Origin of the sequence: Enterococcus gallinarum NBRC 100675 (genome assembly GCF_001544275.1) — a bacterium.
In the GTDB taxonomy this organism is placed as follows: Bacteria; Bacillota; Bacilli; order Lactobacillales; family Enterococcaceae; genus Enterococcus_D; species Enterococcus_D gallinarum.
This window is the reverse complement of sequence record NZ_BCQE01000003.1, coordinates 65,085-90,721: the sequence shown is the minus strand read 5'-3', so window position 1 is coordinate 90,721 and position 25,637 is coordinate 65,085. Positions and strand designations below refer to the sequence as shown.

Sequence of the window (25,637 nt, the reverse complement as noted above, 5' to 3'; positions counted from 1 at the left end):
TAGATAACCTTGTTATTAAAGGGTTTTGTTTGTGAAAAATATCTTTAAAGGACATGTAAGTCATTAAAAATGAGATAATGAAAAATGATAAAACTTTAATGATGTAAAGGATTGCATTTCTTTCTAGGGCGATTTATAATCAACTCGTAGAAACGTTTCACTAAAAAGAAAAAGATAGGATGAGCGTTGAGACGATAACAGAAAGGGTTTTTGCGTATGAGTAAGCTGAAAGAGATATACCGGCAGCGGCAACTGCATTGGATGGTACTACCAGGCGTGGCATTCATGATCGTATTTAATTATATTCCAATTTATGGAATCATTATTGCTTTTAAGAATTATACGGTCATTGATACGATTTCCTCCGCACCATGGGTAGGGTTAGAGAATTTCCGAATTATTTTACACGACAGTTTTTTCTGGGAAGCAGTTGGGAATACGTTAGCAATCAGTATGATGAAGTTAGGCTTAGGCTTTGCGATTCCAATTATTCTCGCCATTATGATTTTTGAGATGCGGGACGGAAAATTGAAGAAATTTATTCAAACCGTTTCGTATATCCCTCACTTTTTTTCTTGGATTGTCCTAGGCGGTATGATGATTTCATGGCTGTCGACCAATGGGTTTATCAACCAGGTCCTGATGTCTTTAGGAATGATGGATAAAGGTGTCAATCATTTGTTGGATCCTGATAAATATTGGTGGATCGCTGTTTTATCTGACCTTTGGAAAGAAGTAGGATGGGGAACGATTTTATATCTTGCAGGAATGTCTCGTATCGATCCAACTTTTTATGAAGCGGCCAGAATCGATGGCGCCACCAAGTTGACGCAGATTCGGACAATCACATTACCACTTTTGACGCCGATCATTTCATTGAATCTGATCCTAAATGTGAGCGGTATCTTAGGATCTAATTTAGACCAGACATTGGTTTTGATGAATTCACAAAACCAAAACAAATCGGAAGTCATCAACTCATTCGTTTATAAAATGGGTCTGACACAAGGCGATTTCTCATATGCAACAGCGGTTGGCTTGGGAATAGCAATCATTTCTGTCATTCTTCTAGTCATCACCGATCGTGTGACACGCAAATTGAACAATGGCAATTCAGTTATCTTATAGGAGGGGTGACCAAGTGATAAAAAGAAGAACACAAGAGAACAAATGGTTTTATTTCTTTAACACAGTGATCCTCGTTCTGTTTTCGCTGCTGATCATTATTCCAATCTGGAATATCTTAGTCTCATCGGTATCTTCTAGTTCAGGGTTGGCTGAAAACGGTCTCGTTTTATGGCCGCGGGGATTTACTTGGGAGAATTACCGGAAAGTATTTTCCGATGACAGTATCCCACGGGCATTTTTGATCTCTGTACTGAAAACATTGATCGGGGCAGTGACACATACACTGTTTTGTGCCGTTGTGGCATACGGACTCAGTAAATCACGGCTGATCGGCCGGAATATCTACACCACGCTAGGAGTCATTACGATGTACTTCGGCGGTGGGATGATCCCAACCTATTTGCTGATCAAATCGTTAGGGTTACTAGATTCATTTTGGGTCTATATCATTCCAGCGTTATTCAGCTATTATGACGTCGTTATCTTGATGAACTTTTTCCGTGAGATTCCTCCTTCTTTGGAAGAATCGGCGAAAATCGATGGGGCCAGCGAATTTCAAATTTTTTACAAGATTTTCCTACCATTAACGAAACCAGCATTAGCTACCATCATATTGTTCAATGGTGTCGGACAATGGAACGACTTTATGACCACAAAATTGTACATCACCAAAGAATATCTCTATCCGCTGCAAATGAAGATCTATGAAATCATTGTGCAGTCCAACTTAAGCACGATGACCGAAAGCGGTAGTACCGACTTTGTCGTGCAGGCAACGACCCGTGGGGTGCAATTGGCTACTATCGTTATCACGACTGTACCAATTTTGATTATCTATCCATTACTTCAAAAACACTTCATCGGCGGTATGATGGCCGGTGCGGTAAAAGAATAGAAAGAGGGATCAGTATGAAAAAAGTATTAGGCAGTTTATTGGCAGCAGCAGCATTACTTAGCTTAGCAGCATGTGGCGGCAGCTCGGATGACGCTAGCAGCTCAGATTTTTCGATCAAAGATCGTTATGAGCTTGATGAGAAAACACCAGCATGGAAACTTGATACCAAAAAAGAACCAACTAAAATCACTTGGTACATCAACTCAGACTGGACGGCATTACCTTTTGGGGAAGATGTTACCACCGCACAGATCAAGAAAGATTTAAATATCGATATCGAATTTATTTCCGGAGACGACTCGAAGTTGAATGCACTTATTTCAAGTGGCGATATGCCAGACATCGTGACATTGATGGACAAAACCAGTCAAGCAGCCACTAAAGCAGATAGCTGGGCTTACTCATTGAATGATCTAGCGAAGAAATATGATCCTTACCTATTGGATGTCGTAACAGAAGATACCTTCAATTGGTTTGCATTAGACGATGGCAAAACATATGGCTATCCAAACTATTCGAATACAGCAGCCGATTATGAAAGCGGCAATATTCCGGTAAATGATAACTTCGTCATTCGTGAAGATGTCTATGAAGCACTTGGCAAACCAGACATTTCTAAACCAGAAAATTTTGTCAAAGTAATGGATCAAATCAAAGAGAAATATCCTGATCTAACACCAATGGGCTTCACAACTGTCGGTGACACAGCAGGTCCTTTCTTAGATAAATTACAAGACTTCTTAGGTGTTCCATTAGAAGATGAATCTGGTAATTACTATGACCGCAACTTAGATGAAGAATATATCAATTGGTTGAAAACATTCAACAAAGTATACCGTGAAGGCAACATCAGTGATGACAGCTTTACAGATGACGGTCCGACCTATGATGAAAAAGTGAAGCAAGGGAAATATGCAACGATGCTTGTTGCAGGAACTAGTGGTCAAGGCGGCAACTTTACTGAATTTATGAAGAATTCTGATACTCGCTATATTGCTATTGATGGACCAGCCAGCACATCAGGCCGGAAACCAACATTGAATCAAACCGGTATCTCAGGCTGGTTGATCAACTACATCACAAAAGATGCAGTCGATCCAGCAAAAGTCACTCAACTATTCACTTACTTGATCGATGAACCAGGACAAATCTTGACGAAATTCGGTGTTGAAGGCGTCACTTATGAATACAATGACGAAGGCAAAATCGATTACTTACCTGAAGTAAAAGAAATGGAGAAAACAGATAACGAAGGGTACAACAAGAAATATGGTATCAGTCGCTTCAACTACTTCAACAATGACCGTGTCAATGCATTGAAAGTAGAAACAGAGAGCGCATTAACCCAAATGCAAGAATGGGGCGAAGGAAAACTTTATCCGCACTTTGTTATTGAGAACACAGATCCAGATGCTGGGACTGCAGAAGCTCGTTCCAATAATTCGATCAAAACAAAACTAAATAGCACAGTCATCTCCTTGATTCGTTCAAAAGATGAAAAAACGTTTGATTCAACACTGTCTGATTTTGAAAGTTTCTTAGATTCCAACAATTGGGATGCAATCAAAGAAGTCAAATCTGAAAAAATGGCAGAAAACCGCGAAAAACTTAAATAATCAGTTATAGAAAGGATGAAAAGAGGAAAGCGAGACCCAACGACCTTTCCTCTTTTTGCTTTGAAACACTGCGATTGGCTTGCAAAGCAAGGCAGAGCAGATGTAGAAAAGTACCTACTCGGTGCTTTGAAACACTGCGATTGGCTTGCAAAGCAAGACATGCAAGTTCTTCTTGGCGCCAGCCTAGAAGCAACTGTAGGCGAAGCGCAGTGTAGACGAGCAGATGTAGAAAAGTACCTACTCGGTGCTTTGAAACACTGCGATTGGCTTGCAAAGCAAGGCATGCAAGTTCTTCTTGGCGCCAGCCTAGAAGCAACTGTAGGCGAAGCGCAGCGTAGACGAGCAGATGTAGAAAAGTACCAACAAAAGTATATGTAAAAGGATCTTTTTACTACTTTAGCAAAAGGATAATAAACAAGAGATGAGTAAGAAAACAACAAGAAATCAGTAGGATTGAAACTAGAAAGGGAGCAGGTGAGTGGAGATGAAACAAATTTTCTCTTATGAAGGATGGTACTATCGTGTCTTTTCCTTTGCCGCGGATATGATCCTATTAAGTTTTTTGTTCCTTGTTCCTGCGGTCACGATTGTACTGACAGGACCAGCCTTGATCGCCTTGTATCAAACCATCGATCAACTTTACCAAGAAAAAGATGTTCCAGTTTGGCAACGGTATAGTCGAGCTTTTCTAGCAAATATCAAACGTGGAATCGTACTTGAAGGGATCATCGTGGGGTATGTTGCTGTCACCGCGGCGATCATTTATGGATTGATGGGAATCACCACTTATCTTGGGGTGTTGGCAGTGATACTCAGCAGTTTAGCTGGTTTATTCTTGACGGTGTTTGTCCTACTGTTTTGTTTGTTTTCTTCCACAGTCAAACAAACCGCACACGAAACTGCCTATGCGGTGTTGAGCAGTACCGCCAATGCGATTATCTTGCTAGTGATTCCAGTATTCGTATTTCTATTGCTGAATAAGATCAATTTTTTCTTATTCGTATGTTTAGGTATTTCAGGATTCGCTTATCTGCAAGTACTGTTCTTTCATAAGGTGTGGGCAAAAGAGGGTGACGTCAATGAAATCAATTAGAAATGAACCATCTCAGGAGGAAATCGACCGTTTTTGGCGACAAGTCAAACAAGAAATCAAACAGATTCCATTAGCGTTTGAACGAAAGCAACAACCAGCATTGCTGACAGGAATCGATGTCTATCAGGTCAATTTCCAAAGTTTATACAATGAAACGATTTACGGCTATCTTTTAGTTCCGAAAAATAAGAGCCAACTTCCAATCGTCATCGATTATTTAGGTTATATGAATCATCTACAGGAACCCTTTCAGTTTGCCCACTGGGCATTGATTGATTGTGCCTGCTTGGTGATCGATAATCGCGGGCAAGGCGGCCGTACGAAAGATACACATCCTTATGAAACGACGCAACATGAGGCACCGTTTGGTCGAGGAATTTTAAAAAAAGAAGATTTTTATATGAAACGCATGATTGCAGATAGTCTTCGCCTGCTAGAGGTCGCAGCAGAGCTGCCGGAGATTGATTCTGAACGAGTGATTTTAAGAGGCGGATCACAAGGCGGCGGGATTGCATTAATTGTCAATGCGCTGGCTGAAACGTCAATCTTTGCGACTTTTGCAGATGTTCCTAGTCACTCGAATATTTCTCACCGCATCGAAAGCAGAACTGGGAGCTATCATGTGATGCAAGAATATATCGATACCTTTCCAGATAGCAAGGAGACCATCTATTACCAAATGGCCTACTATGATTTGAAAAATCTGGCAGCAAAAATCACTGGCCCTGTCTTTGCTTCAGTAGGGAGCCAAGATCCTATCTGCCCAATGACCGATTTTTTTGTCAGTTATCATCGAATCTCAACCCCCAAACAATTAACTGTGTATTTAAACAAAGGGCATGGCGGCGGTGAAGCCAAACAGATTCGAAAAGAAATGCAACAGATCCAAAAATTGTTAAAAAGGATATGAAGAAATGAAAGTGGCAACTTACAATTTACGTGTGGATACGGATTACGATAAAGAGTGGCAATGGTCTTATCGTGCGGACAAAGTATTGGCATTGATCGATTATCATGATTGGGATATTTTGTGCGTACAAGAAGTCCGGCCGACGCAAGTCGCTGATTTAACAAGATTGACTGATTACGAGTCGGTAACAGCTGAACGAGACGGCGATGGAACAGGAGAAGGTATCGGGATCTATTACAAGAAGACGATGTTTTCTAAAGTAGATTCTGGCTCATTTTGGTTATCTCTGACACCTGATGTGCCAAGTATTCATCCAGAAGCGGAATACTTGCGTCTGTGTTTGTGGACGGTACTAAGAGATAGAAAAGGACATGACTTTTTAGTCATCGATACGCATCTGGACAATATTTCAGAAATCGCCCGTTTTGAAGGGATGAAAGTCATCTTGGAACGGTTAGCGGATAAAATCGCCACTTTACCCGTTTTACTAATGGGGGATCTCAATGCAGAAGCAGTTGAACGCGTCCATGAATCCCTGCAAACGATTTTTGTTAACGCAAAAGAACAAAATGAAAAAGGACATTACGGTCCCAGAGGTTCCTATCAAAATTTTGACTATCAACTCCCATGGAACCAGTTAGAAGAAATTGATTATATTTATACTAAAGGATTTCGAATCATTAAAACCGGGTGTTTGACGGATTCTTGTGACGGACGGTTTCCTTCCGATCATTTCCCGTTGGAAGCAGATCTCCGATTCGATGAACGATAAAGGTGGAACAAAAATGGAAAAGACAAAATTGACGCACTTACTTGAACAAATGACTATCGATGAAAAAATCGATCAATTATTGCAACTGGCTGCTGCGTTTTATTCAGACAAAGCGGAAGAAAAAACCGGACCGATGAGTGATCTGGGACTGACCCAAGAAACCATCAACAACGCTGGAACAACGCTAGGTGTTTCCGGTGCCAAAGAAGCGATCCGAGTACAACAAGAATACATCAAAAACAATCGCCTGCAGATCCCGACGATTCTAATGGCAGATATTATCCATGGGTTTCGAACAATCTTCCCGATTCCATTGGCTCTAGGTAGTTCGTGGGATCTGAATGCTGCGGAACAAATGGCCGAAATTTCAGCTAGAGAAGCCGCTGTGTCTGGGCTCCATGTGACGTTCTCGCCAATGGTGGACTTAGTCCGAGACCCTCGTTGGGGACGAGTGATGGAATCTACCGGAGAAGATCCCTACTTGAACAGTCGACTTGCGGAGGCTTTCGTGAAAGGCTACCAAGGAGAAGATTTGACCAATGATTTTGAACGGGTCGCCGCTTGTGTGAAGCATTTTGCGGCGTATGGCGCAGCAATTGGCGGTCGTGATTACAACACAGTCAATATGTCTGAGCGTCAATTGCGGGAAAGTTACTTACCAGGCTACCAAGCCGCACTAGCAGCTGGGGCAAAATTGGTGATGACTTCCTTTAATACGGTAGATGGGATTCCGGCTACAGCGAATCGCTGGTTGTTCCGTGATGTGTTGCGAAAAGAATTTGGTTTTGATGGCGTAGTGATCTCTGACTGGGGTGCGGTCAAAGAAATCATTGCCCATGGCGCAGCAGAGGATGAGAAACAGGCGGCAGAATTAGCGATCAAAGCAGGCGTCGATATTGAAATGATGACGACTTGCTACAACGATTATTTGAAAGAATTGATCGAAGAAGGCGCTGTTGCGGAAGAGTTATTGGATGAAGCGGTATTGCGGATCTTGACCCTTAAAAATGATCTTGGTCTTTTTGAAAATCCTCATCGTGGGGCAGATGAAGCTGCTGAAGCTAGGGTCGTACTTTCGCAAGAACATCGAACAGCCGCGAGAGAAATCGCTCAAAAATCAATGGTTTTATTGAAGAATGAGAACATCTTACCATTTAAATCAACGGAGACGGTCGCGATCATTGGACCAGCGGCTCACTCTAAAGATATTTTAGGTGCATGGTCATGGCAAGGGAAACAAGAAGAAGCCGTTTCATTGATCGAAGGGAGCAAAGCAGTTTCAGAGAACATTCTTTATGGAAAAGAACCATTCGATTATTTTGCGCCAACAGAAGCAGCGATCAATGAAGCTGTTACATTAGCTAAACAAGCAGATAAAGTGGTTCTCGCACTAGGTGAACAAGACTGGATGAGCGGAGAAGCAGCGAGCCGCAGCGATATTCGCTTGCCTGAAGCGCAGTTAGCATTATTCAAACAATTGCAGGCAGTCAATGAGCAACTCGTTGTGACCTTGTATAATGGTCGTCCATTAGATCTTCAAGGCATTGATGAAGCAAAAGCCATCGTTGAAGCATGGTTCCCTGGAACAGAAGGTGGTCACGCATTAGCAAATCTTTTATGGGGACAATACAATCCAAGCGGCCGTTTGAGTATGTCTTTCCCAGAAACAGTCGGTCAAGTACCTGTTTATTACAATACTGAAACTACCGGTCGTCCTTATGAAAGTGCACCTGATGAAAAATATGTCTCGAAATATTTGGATGTCTCCAACTATGCAAAATATCCTTTTGGTTTCGGTTTGAGCTATCACGAGGCTCAGTATAGTGAGTTAAGTTTAGATAAATCACAACTGTCTGCTGAAGAGAAACTGACAGTATCCCTTCAGATCAAGAATAATAGCGACTTTGCTGGTGAAGAAACCGTCCAGTTATATCTGCGAGACCTCGTTGGTGAAGTTGTCCGACCAATCAAAGAATTAAAAGGATTCCAAAAAGTATGGTTAGAACCAGGGGAAACCAAAGAAGTAACTTTTTCAATTACGGAAGATATGTTGCGTTACGTCCACAGCAATCAGGAAACATCCAGTGATGCTGGCACATTCCAAGCCATGGTCGGCAGCAACAGTCGCGATCTGCAGATGGCTACATTCAAATTCGTAAGATAAGGATAGGAAGGTTTATATGACACAATATATTACTCTTGAAAAGAATCAGACACGCCTGAGGTTTTTGAAAACCGGGGATCTGTATGAAATAGATAGCAATGGCATGATGATCAATCAACTAAATGGCAATCCGTTAGACGGCAGTTTGAATCAATTGTATCTGCGAGTCTATACATCAGAAGGGATTCGTTGGACACCGATGGTCGGTTCTAATTCAGCCAGTAAGTTTGGGTATTCCCAACAGCAGTTGTCTTGGTCAGGAGAGTTTTTGGACGTTCATTATCAAGTGGACTTGCAACTGGCAGAAGATTGCTGGTTTTGGCGAATCCAGTTAACGGGTTCTGGAAAAGCAGATATCATTTATGGTCAAGATATAGGCAATGCACTAAAAGGAGCAGTTCAGTCCAATGAAGCGTATGTTTCTCAATATCTGGATCACCACGTGACTCAGGATAACGGAACGATCGTCGTCTCTTCTCGTCAAAATCAACCGCAATCCGGCAAATTTCCATTAGTCGAACAAGGAAGTTTCCAACCCTTGCGGAGTTATTCAACAGATGGGTATCAATTTTTTGGCAGAACATACAAGGTGACTAATTTGCCGCAAGCCTTAGCGCAAGAAACATTAGCGAATGAAGTGTATCAATATGAATTTGCCTACATTGCTTTGCAGTCCGAGTCTTATCAGCTATCTGACGAAACAACAGAAGTCATTTTTTATAGTGCTGTCAAGGCAGATCAGCCACAAGCAGTATCCGGTCCGCAATTCGACCGCCCTTCTCTGAAGGAACAGTTTCAAAAATTGACTTTTGAGTCATTGACGACACAGCTACTTCCGGCAAAACAACTAGGAGCAACATTGACTGGTGAGACCTTGTCAGAAGCAGATATTTCCGCGCTATTTCCAAAACAGGAAGCAATGGAACGAATCGATGGCCAAATGTATTCATTTTTTACCGAAAACTATCGTCACGTTGTGTTGAAGGAAAAAGAAAGTGCCATGGAACGGGCTCATGGGCATATATTGCTGAGTGGCAGTGATCTAGTGGTAGATCAGCCGTTGCTTAGTACGACGGTTTATATGTATGGTATTTTCAATTCGCAGATCGTTCTAGGGAATACGTCAATGAATAAATTATTGAGTAACAGCCGTAATGCGTTGAATGTCATGAAACGATCAGGACAGCGGATCTACTTGAAAGAACAGGATACGTGGCGCTTATTGACGATGCCATCTGCGTTCGAGATGGGGCTGAACTCTGCAACGTGGTATTACAAAACAGCAGATGATTTGATCACGGTCACGACGTATACACTGCTTGACAGCCGTGAGATCCGAACGACGATCCATAGCAAAAAGGCTTATTCATGGGCCATCAGCAACCAGTTTTTGATGGGACCAGATGAAGAAGCACCGACAGCGGTTGTGAAAAAAGAGCAGCAAGTAGTGATCACAAGCGGGACTACGTCACCAGTAAAAGAAGCGTATCCAGAATTAACTTATTATCTGCAGGCGGATCAGCCTTTTGATGTGACAGATGATTCCTTGTTCTTACAAGAAAACAGTGATGGCGCACTAACTGTTCTGACATTTGCGGATCAGTCAGAAGTTACCCTTAAGATTCAAGGAACGTTGACCGGAGATCCTTACCGAGAACAAGCGTCTTCTAAGCAGCAAGAAGAAGCAAAATATGTGACGTTCATTGATTCACTGCTGAATCAATTTGAATTGACCCATGACCAAGCAGAAGTCCAAACTCTTAATTTGCTCTCTCGGTGGTACACGCACAACATGCTGGTCCATTATTTGTCTCCTCATGGTTTGGAACAGTATGGCGGTGCTGCTTGGGGGACCAGAGATGTCTCACAAGGACCAACAGAATTTTTCTTAGCAGTCAATCGTCCAGAGATCGTTGCGTCGATCATCAAACACCTCTTTGCCAATCAATTTGCCGACGATGGCAATTGGCCGCAATGGTTTATGTTTGACCGCTACGAAAAACAAAAAGCCGACGAAAGTCATGGAGATGTGATTGTGTGGCCAATGAAAGTCGTCAGCGATTACTTGGAAAAAACGAAGGACTTCGCGATTTTAGAAACGCAAATACCTTATACAGATCGCGAAACGTTCTTAAAGACAAGTCAAACTGCTTCTCTTTATGATCATTTACAAAAAGAGATTGCATATATCGAAGCGAATTTCTTGGAAGGTACGTATCTTTCATGTTATGGGGATGGGGACTGGGATGATACCCTGCAACCAAACAATAGCAAATTGAAAAAGCAGATGGCCAGCAGTTGGACAGTTGCATTAACTTATGAAGTGATGAAGAAACTAGCGGCACAGCTGAAAGACTATGATCCAAATTATGCTGATCATTTACAAACCATCGTCAGCGGCATTCGTACAGATTTTGATAAATACATTTTGTCCTCAGGAACCATCCCAGGATTTGTTTATATGGAAGACCCTGAACATGTGGAATTGATGATCCATCCAGAAGACAAAAAGACAGGGATTCAGTACCGATTGTTGCCGATGCAGCAAAGCATGATCGGTGAATTACTTTCTCCGGACGAAGCCGAGCACCATTTAGGCATCATCAAAGAACACTTGCAACATCCAGATGGCGTTCGCTTGATGAATCGTCCAGCGGCTTATCATGGTGGGGTCAGTACGAATTTCAAACGTGCAGAGCAAGCAGCGAACTTTGGTCGGGAAATCGGGTTGCAATATGTTCATGCCCACATCCGTTTTACTGAAGCAATGGCCAAATTGGGACAAAAAGAAGAAACTTGGCATGCTTTAGGGGTCATCAATCCTATTCAGTTGCAAGAACGCGTGCCAAATGCAGAACTGCGACAAGCCAATGTCTATTTCAGCAGCTCTGACGGCGATTTCAAAACAAGGCTTGAAGCCCAAGAGAATTTTGGTAAACTTAGAGATGGAAGCGTCGGTGTAAAAGGCGGTTGGCGCGTGTACTCAAGCGGACCAGGTATCTATTTGAATCAATTGATCAGCAATGTCTTGGGCATTCGCGAAATGGCAGATGATTTGTTCCTTGATCCTGTCTTGCCAACTGAGTTATCTGACTTAACGATGACCTACCGGGTCTTTGATCAACCGGTTAAGATCCATTTTCACGAAGCGTCAAAAGAACAGGTATTGATCAATGGCCAACCGGTAGACTATACACTAGCAGAAAACAGCTATCGAAAAGGGGCCTTTTGTTTAGACAAATCAGCAGTACTGCCGTTGTTCAATAAGGAAATAAATCATATCGATATTTATCGATAGAAAGGAGGAGCCATGGTAGGGATCAAAGATATTGCTAAAAAAGCCGGTGTGTCTATTTCCACTGTATCCTATGCTTTGAACGGCAGCCCTAAAGTGACGGAGGAGACGCGCGCCCGTATCCAAGCGATTGCTCGTGACTTGAATTATGTTCCGAACATGGCTGCTCGTACACTGAAGCGCAGACAAACGAACATCATTGGCGTGTACCTCGCAGACTACGCGGGGAGTTTCTATGGAGAGTTGCTAGACGGGATTAAAAAAAGTCTCGAGACTTTTGGTTACGAAATGATTGTTTGCAGCGGCAAAAAATCCCATTTGTTTATACCAGAGCGTATGATCGATGGAGCCATCATTTTAGATTGGACTTTTCCTTCAGAGGAAATTGAGCGGTATGCTCAGCAGGGACATCAAATCGTTGTACTAGATCGGATCCTCGATCATGAAAATATCCATCAAGTCCTTTTGGATAATAAAGGCGGTGCGGCACTGGCTATTGATAAATTGATTTCAGGTGGCAGCCAACATGTCTTTTTACTTGCTGGTCCTGAAAAAAGTTATGATAGTCAAGAACGGTTAGAAGCCAGTATCAAAGAGCTTACCCGATTTGGCATTTCCTATGATGTAATAGCTGGTGATTTTACTGAACCCTCAGGGTATCGGGGAGCAGAAGAAATTTTAGCAAAAAATCCGCTAAGACCAATCGATATCTTTGCCTTAAACGATGAAATGGCCATCGGGGTTTATAAGTATGTACGTAAAACAGACTTAAAAATCGGAGAAGATATCCGCATCATTGGTTTTGACAATACAGAATTAGGGGCGTTTATACAGCCGCGGTTGTCGACAATTTCTTACTCGAAGCATCGTTGGGGAATGATTGCTTCAGAGAAAATCGTCAAATCGATTCAAGGAGAGCAAGTAGAGGACGAGCATATCTATACAACATTTATTGATGGACGTTCTTTTCCAAATAATTGAAAATGAAGCACCAAACAGAGGACTGTTTGGTGCTTTTTTTGCGCACGGAAATAAAAATACATGCTGTTAAATTAGATTAATAGATATTTTATTTTTTATGATTGTATTATTTTTCTAATGTTGTTTAGAAAAAATTATAAATTTTTTTCGGTTATTATACTTTGAGTTATTTTATTTTAGAAAATACAGTGAATTATTATTCGTTATAACATTATTAATTCTATGAAATATAAATGATGTTAGCGATTTCTATATAGGGGCATCAAGTACAAATAATTCGGATAATAGATTAATTTTTCAGTGGTAAAGATTGCTTTATTATGTGATTTTTATAATCTTATTCTAATTATATCTCTTGAACTCTTACGTTTTTTTAGTATGCTAGGTGAAATTAACTCTAAATTTATCCTTTCCAAGCATTTCAAGTAAATGTCAAACAAACTGCCTGACAAGGCCAAAAATGAGAAGAAACAAGCGGTTAGGATGTCAATTTATAATCATAATTTTGGAATGGATGAAAAAAAATTATAATCCTTTTTTTATTTGGATATAGACTATGGATAGCATAATGCGTGTATTGCGCAATATTTTACTCATTTTCACTCAGTCAGGAGGGATAAAGTGAATCGTTTTTTAACCAATTTTCTTGTTTTTCTATTAGTATCTTCTCCTTGTTTTTCATACACAGAGGTAGTTGCACATGCAGAAAGTATCGCGCAAAAAAGTGAAACAACGGATGCTTTAAACGAGTTAGAAAAGCTTAGCGATATAGATAATAAGGAAAGTATCACGAGTAACAGAGAAAGTAGCAGTGAAAGCAGTGAAGGTACCGCAAGTCAGGATAACGAAACAAACGAAACATCTGAAGCGACTGAAACAGCAGAATCGGATGAATCGCCAGCACATTCAGCATCTGAATCTCATTCCCAAGAATCTGTTACTAGTTCTTCACAAGAGTCAGAAGAACTGACGATAACCTTCAAAAGTGCTGAAGGGCGTTTGTTGGAAACAGGAGAAACAAGCCTTCAAATCAGCAAGAAAAAAGGGGAACGTCTTACAGCAACGGACATTCCTTCCTTTAAAAATCCGGCATCCTTTGAAGGCTGGCAGCTAGAAGGAAAAATTTATAGTAATGAAGCATTGCAAAACGTGGACCTAGATCATGATCAGACCTTGCAAGCAGTTTTTAAACAGGGCGTGAGTGTCCGGTCTAGCGGTTCCTTAGTAGACCTGTCCATCAAAGATATTATTGCAAGTGCAGATCCTTCACGACTTGTTGCCGTTCCAAGTCCTGCAGGCGATGGGGAAACTTACGCAGAGTATGCAAATAGTGTCGATGGCTTTCGGCAAGCCTTGTTTGATATGTATCAAAATGGCAATGGCGGTGAGTTTGCTTTGTATGTCGGATCAGGGGGTACCTTGACTTTACCGGCTGATCTGACAGCCAAAACAATACCAAGCACAGTAGACAGTAGCAATATCACGTTTTATGCATTACAAGGGAAAGTTAGTCGCTTGATATTAACTGGTCATGCTAACGATCCCATCACAGATGCGACAACATTGGCTTCAGGCAGTCGACGGGTTGATTTCTCAACGAATAATTATTTTGGCTCGGATATCGTGTTTCGCAATATCGACTATAGGGGATCGACGATTTACATGAACGGGCACAGTCTTTTCCTCAATGGGGGTGCCGTTGGAAATGGCTTTACGATATATGGTGGCACAAACAGTGGGGATCTGGAAGGCAATCCGACGATCCATGTGAATAACACGGGTTCAGGTACTTGGAATATTTATGGGGGCAACCAAAGCGGCGGAACGTTGAAGGGGAATGTAACGATCAACGTAAACAATACCGTCTCTGGGATAAGTACCATTGCAGGGGGAGCCAATGTTGGAACGATCGATGGCAATACAAAAGTAGCGATCAAGCAATTGAATGGCACATTGACAAACTATTATGGCGGTGGTGTTGGATCAAGTGCTACAAATGCAGCCAATGTGACTGGGAATGTTGAAACGACGATTGCTACGGAAAATGCCAATTTTCGGTTGGGAACGTTTGTCGGAGGGGTTCAGTATGGAACGATCGACGGTAGAATCAACAGCACTGTTTCCGGTAGTGGAGGCTGGACTGGGACAGCCAATCGTTTTATCGGCGGTTCCTATTATGGAAATATTGGCTCGGAACCTGCTAAAGAGGCCATCGTAACGAATCTTGATTCGAGTCTCTATTCTACAGGCCGGGCAACTTTTGAAGGTGGTAATCGATACTCTGGCACAATCAATGGAAACATCGTAAATACGGTCAAAGCGGGTCCTAGCGCTAGTGTCGGTGGGATCGGTGATTTCAATGGCGGCGGCGGGAACAATGTCAGCACGCTCTCACAAAGTTCGATGGGAGCTTCGAATACAACGACTTACGACAATTATACTCCCGCACAACGGGCTCAATTAGCAGAAGCGGGAGCAAGTTTCAAAGTATACGGCAATATTACCTCCCATCTGGTCAGCGGTTCTTTTTCAAATGGTGCAACATATACTACAGCTGCAGGTCGCGGCGGTTATATTGATGGGAATACCACGATTGAAGTGGGGTCGATTACAGCAGATGGCAGTCCAGGTGGAGACGGTATTGCTTATAAAGGATCAAAACCGACCAACCTTGCTTATTCCACAACAACCAAAAATCGAGGGGAACTATCTGGCTGGGATATTGTCGGGGGTGGCGGCTATCCAGGAACTGCCTGGGACATCTATATCAAAGGGAATACTAAAACAATTCTAAATAATACGGTTGCTCGCTGGACCTATGGCGGCTCTTTCTCTGGAGTTATTGAAGGAAATGCATCGAATACATTGAACTCAGGGATCGTAGACACCCTTGAAGGTACTGGCTATACCGGTAGAAGAGTCTATGGTAATGGTGAAACGACGGTCAATAACGGACAAGTGGATTGGTTCTTGTCTGGCGGCGGTTGGGACGATCTTCTGATCGGTGGCGATGTAGCAGTAACGGTTTACGATGGAGTGATCAACGCCTCAATGGGAGCATCCTATGGTGTTGCCAGTTCTCATACGATCAACGGAAATTCGAATAATCGGATTTTCGGCGGGAACTTTTCTGGTACCCCACGAACTGGCTCTAATGGTTTTTCTGGTGGTGTGACTAACAATGGCAGACTGTTGGGAAATGCAAGTTTAACATTGGATTTAAGAAATTATGACGGTGAGTTTAAGCTGCCTAGCGGGACCAATATTTCAGGTGGAAATCCATTCAACAGTACAAATATTGTCGGAGCAGATACATCCAATACGATTACGCTGAACATCTATACAAAACCAGGATCGGATGTCTTGAACGGTGCCACGATTTATGGGGATGGCGGCCGAACTGCTAGCAATACGAGAAGCGGCAAGATCATGATGAACATTCAAGCGGAAGATTCCAGTATTGGTAATTTATATACCACCTATTACTCGAATATTTCCTCTAATCAGATTTTGCGCGATGTAGAGATGCGTATTCAAGGGGCGAAAAGTATCAATGGGATCTCTGGCGGAAATGCAACGGACAATTTCACCAATGCAATCGTTGCTAACAGCACCAATCAAGTCAAAATGAATTTTGGCGAGAATGTAGATGGAACCAATGCTTACCAAGATGAGCCCATATCTATGACAGGATTAGGTCTCGTGAATTTTACCGAATTAACTGTGAGTAACGGATTGACATTGATGGCTACCGGTGGGGATATCAAAAATGGGCGCTCAGCTACAGCGGCCAACCATAGTACGACTTATCACCAGTTTGGGACGATCCAGCTGTCGAAAAATGCCGGTATTGGAATTTCTTCAGCAAACAACATGATTTCAGGCAGTAAGTTAACCATCGAAGATGAGGCAACCATTGAATCTCCTCCGGGTACTGGTCGGATCAACCTTTCCGATTTTGAAGTGCCAGATTCAAAAAAAGATCATTTGACTTGGATCAAAAATACGGAGAATGATGCTGCAGCACAAGTAAAAAGTCAGGGCACTTGGTTTGGAGAAGTCACAAGCTACCAAGTATTGACTATCAATCCAGTTGCAAACAATGCGACGCCGATCACGCCAATCACTTTTAGCGGCATCGAAAAAGCGACTGGTAAAACATTCATTGGGGACAATGATGTGACGGGGGTCAATGGCTACGGAATTGCGATTCCTGGTTCAGTGATCGACTATGAAGTCGAAATGCCCGGTATCGCTGATGGGCAAGGTTCAATTACTCATGACGTGACAGGCGTTAAAGAAAATAATGCGCCACTTGTGATTCAAGCATGGGGAACAGATATTGCTGGCATCCAGGTTCAAAAAGGGCGGCTGCTTATTCCATATACTGGGTCAAATTTACCGACACTGACCTTTACACCAGAAACCCAGAATACAGGTTCTTGGTTTTATGCTGGACAGATCCAGTCAAGCAAAGTTGCTAGTGCGACAGAAACAATCCCAGAACAATCGTCTTCAGATCCAGTCGATTGGCAGATTCCCGATGGTGAATACAGCTATCAAGTGAAGGTTTCTTACTCGAATCAAGCTGAACTTCGTGCTCAGAACGCAATCATTACAGAACAAGAAGCTGAGAACCTCACTAAAGAAGATGCACTGGACTATTTGCAGGCACAAGGACGCCCATTCTTTACAGATAGTCTGACGGAAGAAGCAATAGCAGAGATTCAAAAACCATTGGGGTCAGCAACTTCTCGCAAGCATCTTGTTTCATTCAAAGCAGGAGCAGCAAATCAATCATCTGTAGAACAAGCAGTCAATCTGGTAGTCGTGAAAAATGAGAGTGCCTTGGCAAGCAATCGGCAATTCGCTGTCTTTGCCAAAGATAGCCGCTTGACTTTAGGGGAAGCAACGGCTATCACGAATCAAGCTGATTTAGCAGCATATACGGAAGCCGCAACGATTTTTGCTGATGGTCGAGACGAGCAGTTGCCGCAAGTTGCACCAGAAGCACTCGAATCGATCCAGCAAACAAGCGAAGAAGAGCTGCTAAAAAATGTCACAACTACGTATCATTTCACCGAAAATGGGCAAACAGCTGAAAAAACAGTGAATGTGGCGATCGCTGGTGAGTTGACCTTGAGCAGTGTACCGACAACTATCGATTTTAGGGCACAAAAAATCACTACCACCACTCAAACGTATTGGCCTGACATTCAAGGAGATTTGATTGTCAAAGATACACGAGGATCTGAACGAAGTCCTTGGCGGCTCACTGTGAAAGAACAGCAGAGCTTGAGTAATGGGACAGATCATTTAGAAAATACGTTGTTCTTTGTAAAAAATGGGGAAGAGCAATTACTAACAAATGGGGAAATTATCGTTGAAGAGACGGAATTGACAGAAAACGGCGACTATCATGTGAATCAAGATTGGGGAGAAACAGCGAATAAAGGTCTTAAATTAGTTGTTCCGGTAGAAAAGCAAAAAATAGGCGAATATAGCGGAACATTATCTTGGCAACTAGTATCTGCCCCTGGAAATCCATAAATGGCAGGAGAGGAAAGATGAAAAAAATCATTATTGGAAGTATGCTCGGCTGGTTATTCTTGTTTTCTGCAACTACCTTAGCTGCTGAGATAGGCGCATATGACAGCAATGGAGTAACGTCATTTTATGGCGTTTATGAGTATCCGGCAGAAAATCCAGAACCACCGGTAAAAGTACCGGGAAATCAACAATTCGACCATCGAGGGAATCAAATCTTGCCAGCAACAGGTTCTGATTATTACAGTACCATTCAACTCACAGGGGGAGCTTGTTTGTTGGCAGCACTAGTTATTTTATCAAAAAGGAGCATACGAAATGAAAAAGATTTTATTAACAGCGGGTATCGTCCTCATTAGTTCAGCATTCTTGCAGACTACTGCAGTTGCAGCAGAGTATACATCAAATGGAGCAATCACTTTTGAAGCGGATAATGATCCTACTAAACCAGTGGATCCTACCGATCCTGAAAAACCGGTTGACCCGGTCGATCCAACAGACCCAGATGGGCCAAATCTAGGGACAGCCGGTCCATTGTCAATTGATTTTGCCTCCAGTTTCCAATTTGGTAATCAAAAGATCACATCAGAAACAATGGATTACTACGCAAAGCTACAAGAATTCACTTCAGGTTCAGCAGGACCGAATTATGTGCAAGTCACAGATAAACGGGGGACTCAAGAAGGCTGGTCTCTTAGCGTCATACAGAACGGTCAATTTAAGACAGCACAGAATGAAGTGCTAGAAGGTGCTTCATTGTCAATTTCTTACGGAACAGCGATTTCCGTGACAGATATGCACTACGCACCAACTGTGGTGGAGAACCATACATTTGTCCCTGATAGTGAAATGAACTTGGTGAATGCTCCAGTAGGCAAGGGGATGGGGACTTGGATCTATCGGTTTGGTGCTGATGCATCAGAAGGAGCGAAAGCTGTAAAATTAAACGTTCCTGGTCGTTCCGTGAAGTTAGCCAAAGAATATCGAACAACGTTGACTTGGAACCTCAAAAATGTACCAGGGACTGAATAAGAAGGAGTAGAAAAATGAAAAAAAGAGCATTCGTAGGAGTGGGAATTGCTTTAGGCATTACTGTGGGGGCAGTGAATGTGTCCGCAGCAGAAACAGTGGCTTATCGGTCAAATGGGGCGGTTGATTTTATCCCCAATACAGATCCTACAAATCCCGTCAATCCGGAAAATCCTGATCCAGAAAAGCCAGTGAATCCTGTCGACCCAACGGATCCAGATGGGCCGAATCCAGGAACAAACGGGCCATTATCGATCGATTATGCGTCAAGTTTGGATTTTGGGGTCAATAAAATCTCGAATAAAAATGAAACTTATTACGCTCGAGCACAAACATACTTGAACGATGATGGGACGGCAGCAATGTTGAAAACAGCAAATTATGTACAAGTCACAGATAATCGGGGAAATAATGCTGGCTGGCGTCTGACTGTAAAACAAAATGGTCAATTCAAAAATGAGAACACATTAAATCAAGAATTAACAGGTTCAGTCATTAAATTAACGGAACCTGCTGTAAAATCCAATGCGCTAGGGGTGACTGCACCGGTTCCAACGGAGACGATCACATTAGATGCGAGCGGTTCTGAAGCAATCGTGATGACAGCCGCTGCTCAATCTGGTGCGGGAACTTGGGTCAACGCTTGGGGAGCTGTCGAAACAGTGAGAGAAAATGACAGCAATGGTCAAGAAGTTGAATCAGCGATCACTAAAGCGATCTCATTAACCGTACCTGGCAACACGCCAAAAGACGCGGTCAGCTATGAAACAACGTTGACTTGGACATTATCAGATACACCAGGAAATGAAGTATAAGAAGGAGAAAAAAATGAAAAAATTAGTAACCGCAGTAGCATTCGTAGGATTGGGATTGACAATACCGATCACTGCTCAAGCAGCAGAAGTGGCAGCTTATCATTCAAATGGACAAATCGTCTTTGAACCAAATACAGAGCCAACGGATCCAATTAGTCCAACAGACCCAGATCCAGAAAATCCAATCAAACCAGTCGATCCAACAACACCAGATGGCAAACCTGAACCAGGAACCAATGGGCCGTTATCGATCGATTTTGCCTCCAGTTTGTATTTTGGCACGCAAAAAATCACTTCAAAAACGGAGATCTACCATGCTGCATTGCAAAAATATGTGGATGCAGCAGGTGCGGAGCAAGAAGGACCGAATTTTGTGCAAGTCACAGACAACCGAGGAACGGAAAGTGGCTGGACATTGCATGTCAAACAAAATGGTCAGTTTAAAACGGCAGAAGACCAAGAATTAAAAGCAGCTCAAATTCGCTTGAATAACGGTACGATTGTTACCCCATCGGAATCACCAAAACCTTCTAATTTTAAAAGCGCGATTACATTGAATCCCAATGGTGCTGAATCATTAGTTATGAGTGCCCAAGAAGGGGAAGGGGCCGGTACTTATCTCATGAGCTGGGGCGACAGTTTATCTGCAGCCGTAGATAGTATTGAATTAGAAGTACCAGGCTCAACAACGAAATATGCCGCGAAATACAGTACCACATTTACCTGGTTGCTAACAGATACACCAACAAATCCATAGCAGTCAGCGCCCTTAGGTTTATGATTTTGACATTTAAGGGCGATACATAGATAGAGAGGAAAAAATTCATCATGAAAAAAAGTAAACAGCTCGTTACGCTGATTTTGGCAAGTCTTTTCTTGTTTATTTCGGTAAAGGGCATGGCCTCTGAATTCAATTTTGCAGTAAATCCAGTCATACCAGAGAACCAAATAGACAAATCTAAAACTTATTTTGATTTGAAGATGTCGCCAGGCTCTGTTCAAACGGTGGAGGTTCAATTAAGAAATGATACGGATAAAGACGTGATAATCGAACCTAAGATCGCTTCCGCAACGACCAATCTAAACGGTGTTGTTGAATACGGTCAGAATGATATCGAACCTGATGAAACCTTAAAGCACAATTTGAAAGATTTGGTAGACGTTGCAGAGACCATCACCATTCCTAAACAGTCTCAAGTGACAGTGCCTTTAAAAATAAGCATGCCTTCAGAATCTTTTACAGGCATGATTTCCGGGGGCTTGACATTAAAAGAAAAGCAGGAAGAATCCTCTGATCAGTCCGAGGAGCAAGGATTAGCTATCAAAAATGAATATGCTTATGTCGTCGCGATTTTGCTGCGTCAAACAACGGATGAAGTCGTTCCAGATTTGAATTTGTTAGCCGTCGAACCAAGTCAAGTGAATGCCCGCAATGTAATCAATGTGACTTTACAAAATCCGACAGCTACCTATTTGAATTCATTTCGCTTGATCAACGAAGTCACTAAAAAAGGTCAAAGCGACAGCCTCTATTCTTCTGATACTTCTGGTATGCAGATGGCACCGAATTCCCATTTCTCCTACCCCATCTCATTGGAAGGCCAAAAGCTTGAAGCAGGTACGTACGTATTGAAATCTGTTGCCTACAGCGGAAAAAATGATGAAGGACAGTATAAAGTCAAGAATGGCGATGAAGAAGAAACATATTTATACAAATGGGAATTTGAAAAAGAGTTTACAGTAGCTGGTGATGTTGCGCGGGCTCTCAATCGAAAAGATGTCACCATTGAAGAAGATAACACATGGCTGTATCTTTTGATTGGTTTGCTCTTATTGATCATTGCATTTCTGATTATTTGGTATCGCCGAAAGAAAAAGAATGAAGCAGAGTAACTGGTTTTGGAAAGTGATGATCGATGGACTGATTCTTTGCGGGTTCATTTTTCTCTCTCTCCCTTTTCTCAAAGAAAATCTTATCGGGATCCAGTTAGGACAAAAGCAATTGATCGTATCAGATCAATTACCTGATGAATTTATGGAAGAAGAGCAGATTCAGATTCCAACGATGGAAGATGTCCTTACGCCTCAACCAGCGGAATTGACTGCCTATGGATTCGTATCGATTGAAGCGCTCCAATTTCAGCAACCTCTTTTGGTAGAACTGACGAATCAACAGCTGCTGCAAGGCGGTGTTGTGATGTTTCCAAAGCGAACGCTGACCCAAGATAACTTTGTGATCTTAGGCCATCATTTAGGCAGACAAAGTTTATTGTTCGGTTTGTTGAAGCAAGCTGAAACCGGCATGGAAGTGAGTGTCACTTATTTAGACCAAACGCAAACCTATACGATTGACGAAGTCAAGCAAGTCAATGAAACAGATTTAACAGTGATTGAAAATCAGCAGCCCCTTTTAACATTGATCACTTGTCCTACACCTTCTAGGACAGATGAGCGATTGGTAATTTCGGCAAAGCCGACCTTCACGCTTTCAAAAAATGCGGAGCAATCAGAGAAAACCGTTGAAAAGAGTCAGCAGTGGAAGAGCAGGCAGTATCAAAAACAGATTTGGCAGCGGCAAGTAAGAAAAAGCTGGTTCTTTCTTCTCCTGTTTCTCCTAATTATGTGCGGGTGTCTCTGGTATGCCCATCGATTGATGGCGCGTGGGGACAGATACAAGTGATTGATTCCAGATACAACTATTTTAAGGCGGTGAAATGATCAATGAAACGCAAATTTGGCTTTGTTTTAGGAGCCTGTATTATTATCGGAATGATCGATCTGGTCACAGAACAGGTCGTATTCGCTACCATTTACAATCCGTTAAATCCTTCAGAAGAAATCGTTCCGAAAGATCCTCCGGAAATAAACGAGGCGCCTGTCGATAAGAAGGCACCAAAAACAGAAGAGCCAGCATCGCCTAAGGAAGAACCCGAATCAAAAGAGAACAATCAAAAGGTACAGCCATTGTCGAATATAGCAAAACCGTTTTTGGCTGATGGCAAGCAGCTGGCAAAACGCGTGACGGTCGAAGATATCTTCCTTGCAAATAGTCTGTCGGTCGACCTAGCGATGCCAGATGATGATTCAGATGGTGATGGCAACGACAAGCCGTCTTATCTCACGAGCTTGTGCTATTTATTTACCGGAAGTGTCCTTTATGGGCAAAAGAATGATGGAGGCCTGAAAACGCATGTTTTTGACATTTTTGAATAAAGCGGATAAGCGAAAATTGGTGCTGCTTCAATATTTGGAAAATGCGGTTTCTTTATCCGAGACAAAAGAGACATTGATGGATAATCTGACAATGTCCGAATTTCTGATCAACAAAACCGTTCAAGAATTAAATACAGACTTCTATGAATTTGGCTTGGATGACGAATTTGGCATTGTGACTGATGGGACAGTGATCAAATTAAATGCTTCGGGTCTGGCAACCTCTGATACAGTTTTGACCTACTATTTAGACCAGTCCTTGAAATTTTCCATGCTGAAAGAGTGTTTTTTTGAACAGCTTTCTTCACTTTATGAATTCGCTACGAACCATTTTTTGAGCCATACGCCTGTCTATAAGGAATTTAAACAATTCAAGCAGATCCTTAACGACTATGACATTGAGGTGACAAAGGAATTTCGATTGACCGGTGAAGAAAATGAAATAAGAGAATTCATCTTATTGTTTTTTATGAAAGAATACTATTTGAATCAATCGGTTTTTCCTAAAGAAATCGAGACGAAAAGAAAGACATTCGATATGCTTAATAGTCAAGGCTGGTTGAATCCACAGCAATCTGCTCGAATGAAGATCCGCAAAGAACAATACTTAGGAATCATTATTACCCGAATGTGCAATGGTCATTTCCTGCAAAATACCGTCGAAGACGGATTGATTAATGCAGAACACTTACGGATCATTGAAGAGCTGAAGACGTGGTTGTCTAAGATCGTTCCTATGGCGAGTCTTGCTACGTTAGAGCGGGAAGCGCGGGAAATATTGCGTTTCTTGATCGTTGAAGGCTGGTTAATAGAAAATGACCGTTACATTGATCAAAATCATTACATCACGCAATTAAATGAACATTTCTATACAGAACTTAGTGGACGTTTCACTCTTTCACAAGAACTTCTGGCATTACTTACAACTGAATTGACGAGCATTCATTACCAACTGCTTTCTTTTTCTTTCAGTTCGCGATGTGAGTATCAGCATTTGGACGTCACCTACTTTTTGGAAACATACCCTGAATATGTGGCTTTTTGTCGGAACTACCTTGAAGCCAACCGGAATCGACCAATTTTGTGGAACAATAAGGAATTCTTATTCTTTCGCTATCTGATTTTATTGATCTCAACGATACCATTAAAAGAAATATCTGTTCCTCTCTATGTATGTGTCGATTTTTCCTATGGTCGTTCGTATAATCAAATGATTCGCAACAATATTGAAAAGATTCTCGATTTGAATATTCAGTTTCAAAGTTTTCCAGATGAAAAGACTCATCTGACTCTTTCAAACATGCCTTTTTATGGGGCAATGGGGATCAATCATATTTTGTGGCTGGCGCCGCCGCGTCCAGTGGATTGGGTCAACTTTACCGAGAAAGTCGTGGGCATCCGCAGAGAATTTTTGAAAAAAAAATTTGAGAAATAAGTTCACCCAACCGATTGGGACGTGAAGGATTGCATCATTAAAAAAAGAGCTGAAATTGTTTTCAGCTCTTTTTTTGATCCCAGCTAGTGAAATAGCTGGGATTTTTTCTGCAAGAATACTTTTTTAGTTGGAAATTTGGTATGATAAGGAGAGAATTTGAAAAAGAGGTGTACCATGGCAGAAGGGAATCAAACCAAAGCAGTCATTGGTCAAACATTCGTTGAACTTTGTGAGACAAAAGAATTAAACAAAATCAGCATTCAAGAGCTGGCTGAGAAGGCGCAGATCAATCGACAAACCTTTTATTATCATTTCCCGGATAAAAAAGCATTGATTCGTTGGATCTACAAAACAGATGCGCTGATTTATCTAACATCTGAAAACATTTCGCTAGATAATTGGGAAGAAGCAGCTTTGAAAATGTTGAAGGCGATGCGGCAAAACGGAACCTTCTATCGGAAATCTGTTACTTATGACCGAGATATTCTGATGAGTGAGTTTTATCAAATTACGGAGCCGTTATTTCAGCGCTTGTTTGATGAAGTCGATGAAGAGCAACAATTGTCGCAACAAGACATTGCTTTTTACAGCCGTTTCTTTTCTTATGGCTGTAGTGGAATCTTAGAAACTTGGATTCGTGATGATTTTCCGGAAATGCCATTAGAAATCGCGACCCAACTCTTTCGCTTGGCAAAAGATGTGGAATTTTTTTCTTATCAAATTTATCAAAAAGAGGAGCAATAA

Annotated in this window: 20 protein-coding genes; all 20 read left to right on the top strand. The window is 42.0% G+C overall.

Annotation, left to right across the window (positions count from 1 at the left end):
- The first annotated feature begins 216 nt into the window (after window positions 1–216).
- Window positions 217–1,128 carry an ABC transporter permease gene (locus tag EG2_RS01830; protein WP_005470074.1) on the top strand — a complete coding sequence of 304 codons (912 nt, stop codon included), beginning with the start codon at window positions 217–219 and terminating at the stop codon, window positions 1,126–1,128.
- 13 nt (window positions 1,129–1,141) lie between these two features.
- The gene (locus EG2_RS01825) at window positions 1,142–2,023 is read left to right on the top strand and encodes a carbohydrate ABC transporter permease (protein WP_021150594.1); all 882 of its coding nucleotides are present in this window, start codon (window positions 1,142–1,144) and stop codon (window positions 2,021–2,023) included.
- Between the two features lie 14 nt (window positions 2,024–2,037).
- Window positions 2,038–3,639, top strand: coding sequence for a type 2 periplasmic-binding domain-containing protein (locus EG2_RS01820; protein ID WP_060813251.1), 1,602 nt, complete (start codon window positions 2,038–2,040; stop codon window positions 3,637–3,639).
- A 159-nt stretch (window positions 3,640–3,798) separates the two neighbouring features.
- On the top strand, window positions 3,799–4,017 hold the full coding sequence (locus tag EG2_RS18730) for a hypothetical protein (protein ID WP_147283394.1): 219 nt from the start codon (window positions 3,799–3,801) through the stop codon (window positions 4,015–4,017).
- 106 nt (window positions 4,018–4,123) lie between these two features.
- Complete coding sequence (locus EG2_RS01810; RefSeq protein ID WP_060813249.1) at window positions 4,124–4,732, top strand: YesL family protein; 609 nt, start codon at window positions 4,124–4,126, stop codon at window positions 4,730–4,732.
- A complete protein-coding gene (locus EG2_RS01805; RefSeq protein ID WP_060813248.1) occupies window positions 4,719–5,642 on the top strand; it encodes an acetylxylan esterase in 924 nt (307 codons plus the stop codon). The genes EG2_RS01810 and EG2_RS01805 overlap by 14 nt, the downstream gene beginning before the upstream one ends.
- Before the next feature lie 4 nt (window positions 5,643–5,646).
- The gene (locus tag EG2_RS01800; RefSeq protein ID WP_060813247.1) at window positions 5,647–6,414 is read left to right on the top strand and encodes an endonuclease/exonuclease/phosphatase family protein; all 768 of its coding nucleotides are present in this window, start codon (window positions 5,647–5,649) and stop codon (window positions 6,412–6,414) included.
- Between the two features lie 13 nt (window positions 6,415–6,427).
- Window positions 6,428–8,578: a glycoside hydrolase family 3 N-terminal domain-containing protein gene (locus EG2_RS01795; RefSeq protein WP_060813246.1), complete on the top strand. Its 2,151-nt coding sequence runs from the start codon at window positions 6,428–6,430 to the stop codon at window positions 8,576–8,578.
- 16 nt (window positions 8,579–8,594) lie between these two features.
- A complete protein-coding gene (locus EG2_RS01790) occupies window positions 8,595–11,876 on the top strand; it encodes a GH36-type glycosyl hydrolase domain-containing protein (protein WP_060813245.1) in 3,282 nt (1,093 codons plus the stop codon).
- 12 nt (window positions 11,877–11,888) lie between these two features.
- Window positions 11,889–12,854 (top strand): LacI family DNA-binding transcriptional regulator, encoded by a 966-nt coding sequence (locus tag EG2_RS01785; protein WP_060813244.1) that lies wholly within the window; start codon window positions 11,889–11,891, stop codon window positions 12,852–12,854.
- 621 nt (window positions 12,855–13,475) lie between these two features.
- The gene (locus EG2_RS01780; RefSeq protein ID WP_060813243.1) at window positions 13,476–18,404 is read left to right on the top strand and encodes a hypothetical protein; all 4,929 of its coding nucleotides are present in this window, start codon (window positions 13,476–13,478) and stop codon (window positions 18,402–18,404) included.
- Window positions 18,405–18,421: 17 nt separating this feature from the next.
- Window positions 18,422–18,760 (top strand): hypothetical protein, encoded by a 339-nt coding sequence (locus EG2_RS01775; protein ID WP_060813242.1) that lies wholly within the window; start codon window positions 18,422–18,424, stop codon window positions 18,758–18,760.
- Complete coding sequence (locus tag EG2_RS01770; RefSeq protein ID WP_060813241.1) at window positions 18,720–19,433, top strand: WxL domain-containing protein; 714 nt, start codon at window positions 18,720–18,722, stop codon at window positions 19,431–19,433. Before EG2_RS01775 ends, EG2_RS01770 begins: the two co-directional genes overlap by 41 nt.
- Window positions 19,434–19,447: 14 nt before the next feature.
- Complete coding sequence (locus tag EG2_RS01765) at window positions 19,448–20,245, top strand: WxL domain-containing protein (protein ID WP_060813240.1); 798 nt, start codon at window positions 19,448–19,450, stop codon at window positions 20,243–20,245.
- A gap of 13 nt (window positions 20,246–20,258) precedes the next feature.
- Complete coding sequence (locus tag EG2_RS01760) at window positions 20,259–21,002, top strand: WxL domain-containing protein (protein ID WP_060813239.1); 744 nt, start codon at window positions 20,259–20,261, stop codon at window positions 21,000–21,002.
- 71 nt (window positions 21,003–21,073) lie between these two features.
- The gene (locus EG2_RS01755; protein WP_060813238.1) at window positions 21,074–22,138 is read left to right on the top strand and encodes a DUF916 and DUF3324 domain-containing protein; all 1,065 of its coding nucleotides are present in this window, start codon (window positions 21,074–21,076) and stop codon (window positions 22,136–22,138) included.
- Complete coding sequence (locus tag EG2_RS01750) at window positions 22,125–22,925, top strand: class A sortase (protein WP_060813237.1); 801 nt, start codon at window positions 22,125–22,127, stop codon at window positions 22,923–22,925. The genes EG2_RS01755 and EG2_RS01750 overlap by 14 nt, the downstream gene beginning before the upstream one ends.
- 41 nt (window positions 22,926–22,966) lie before the next feature.
- On the top strand, window positions 22,967–23,458 hold the full coding sequence (locus EG2_RS01745) for a hypothetical protein (RefSeq protein WP_060813236.1): 492 nt from the start codon (window positions 22,967–22,969) through the stop codon (window positions 23,456–23,458).
- Entirely contained in the window at window positions 23,436–24,893 is a 1,458-nt protein-coding gene (locus tag EG2_RS01740; RefSeq protein ID WP_060813235.1) for a helix-turn-helix domain-containing protein, read from the top strand. The genes EG2_RS01745 and EG2_RS01740 overlap by 23 nt, the downstream gene beginning before the upstream one ends.
- A 174-nt stretch (window positions 24,894–25,067) precedes the next feature.
- Window positions 25,068–25,637, top strand: a complete 570-nt coding sequence (locus EG2_RS01735) for a TetR/AcrR family transcriptional regulator (RefSeq protein ID WP_005470091.1) — start codon at window positions 25,068–25,070, stop codon at window positions 25,635–25,637.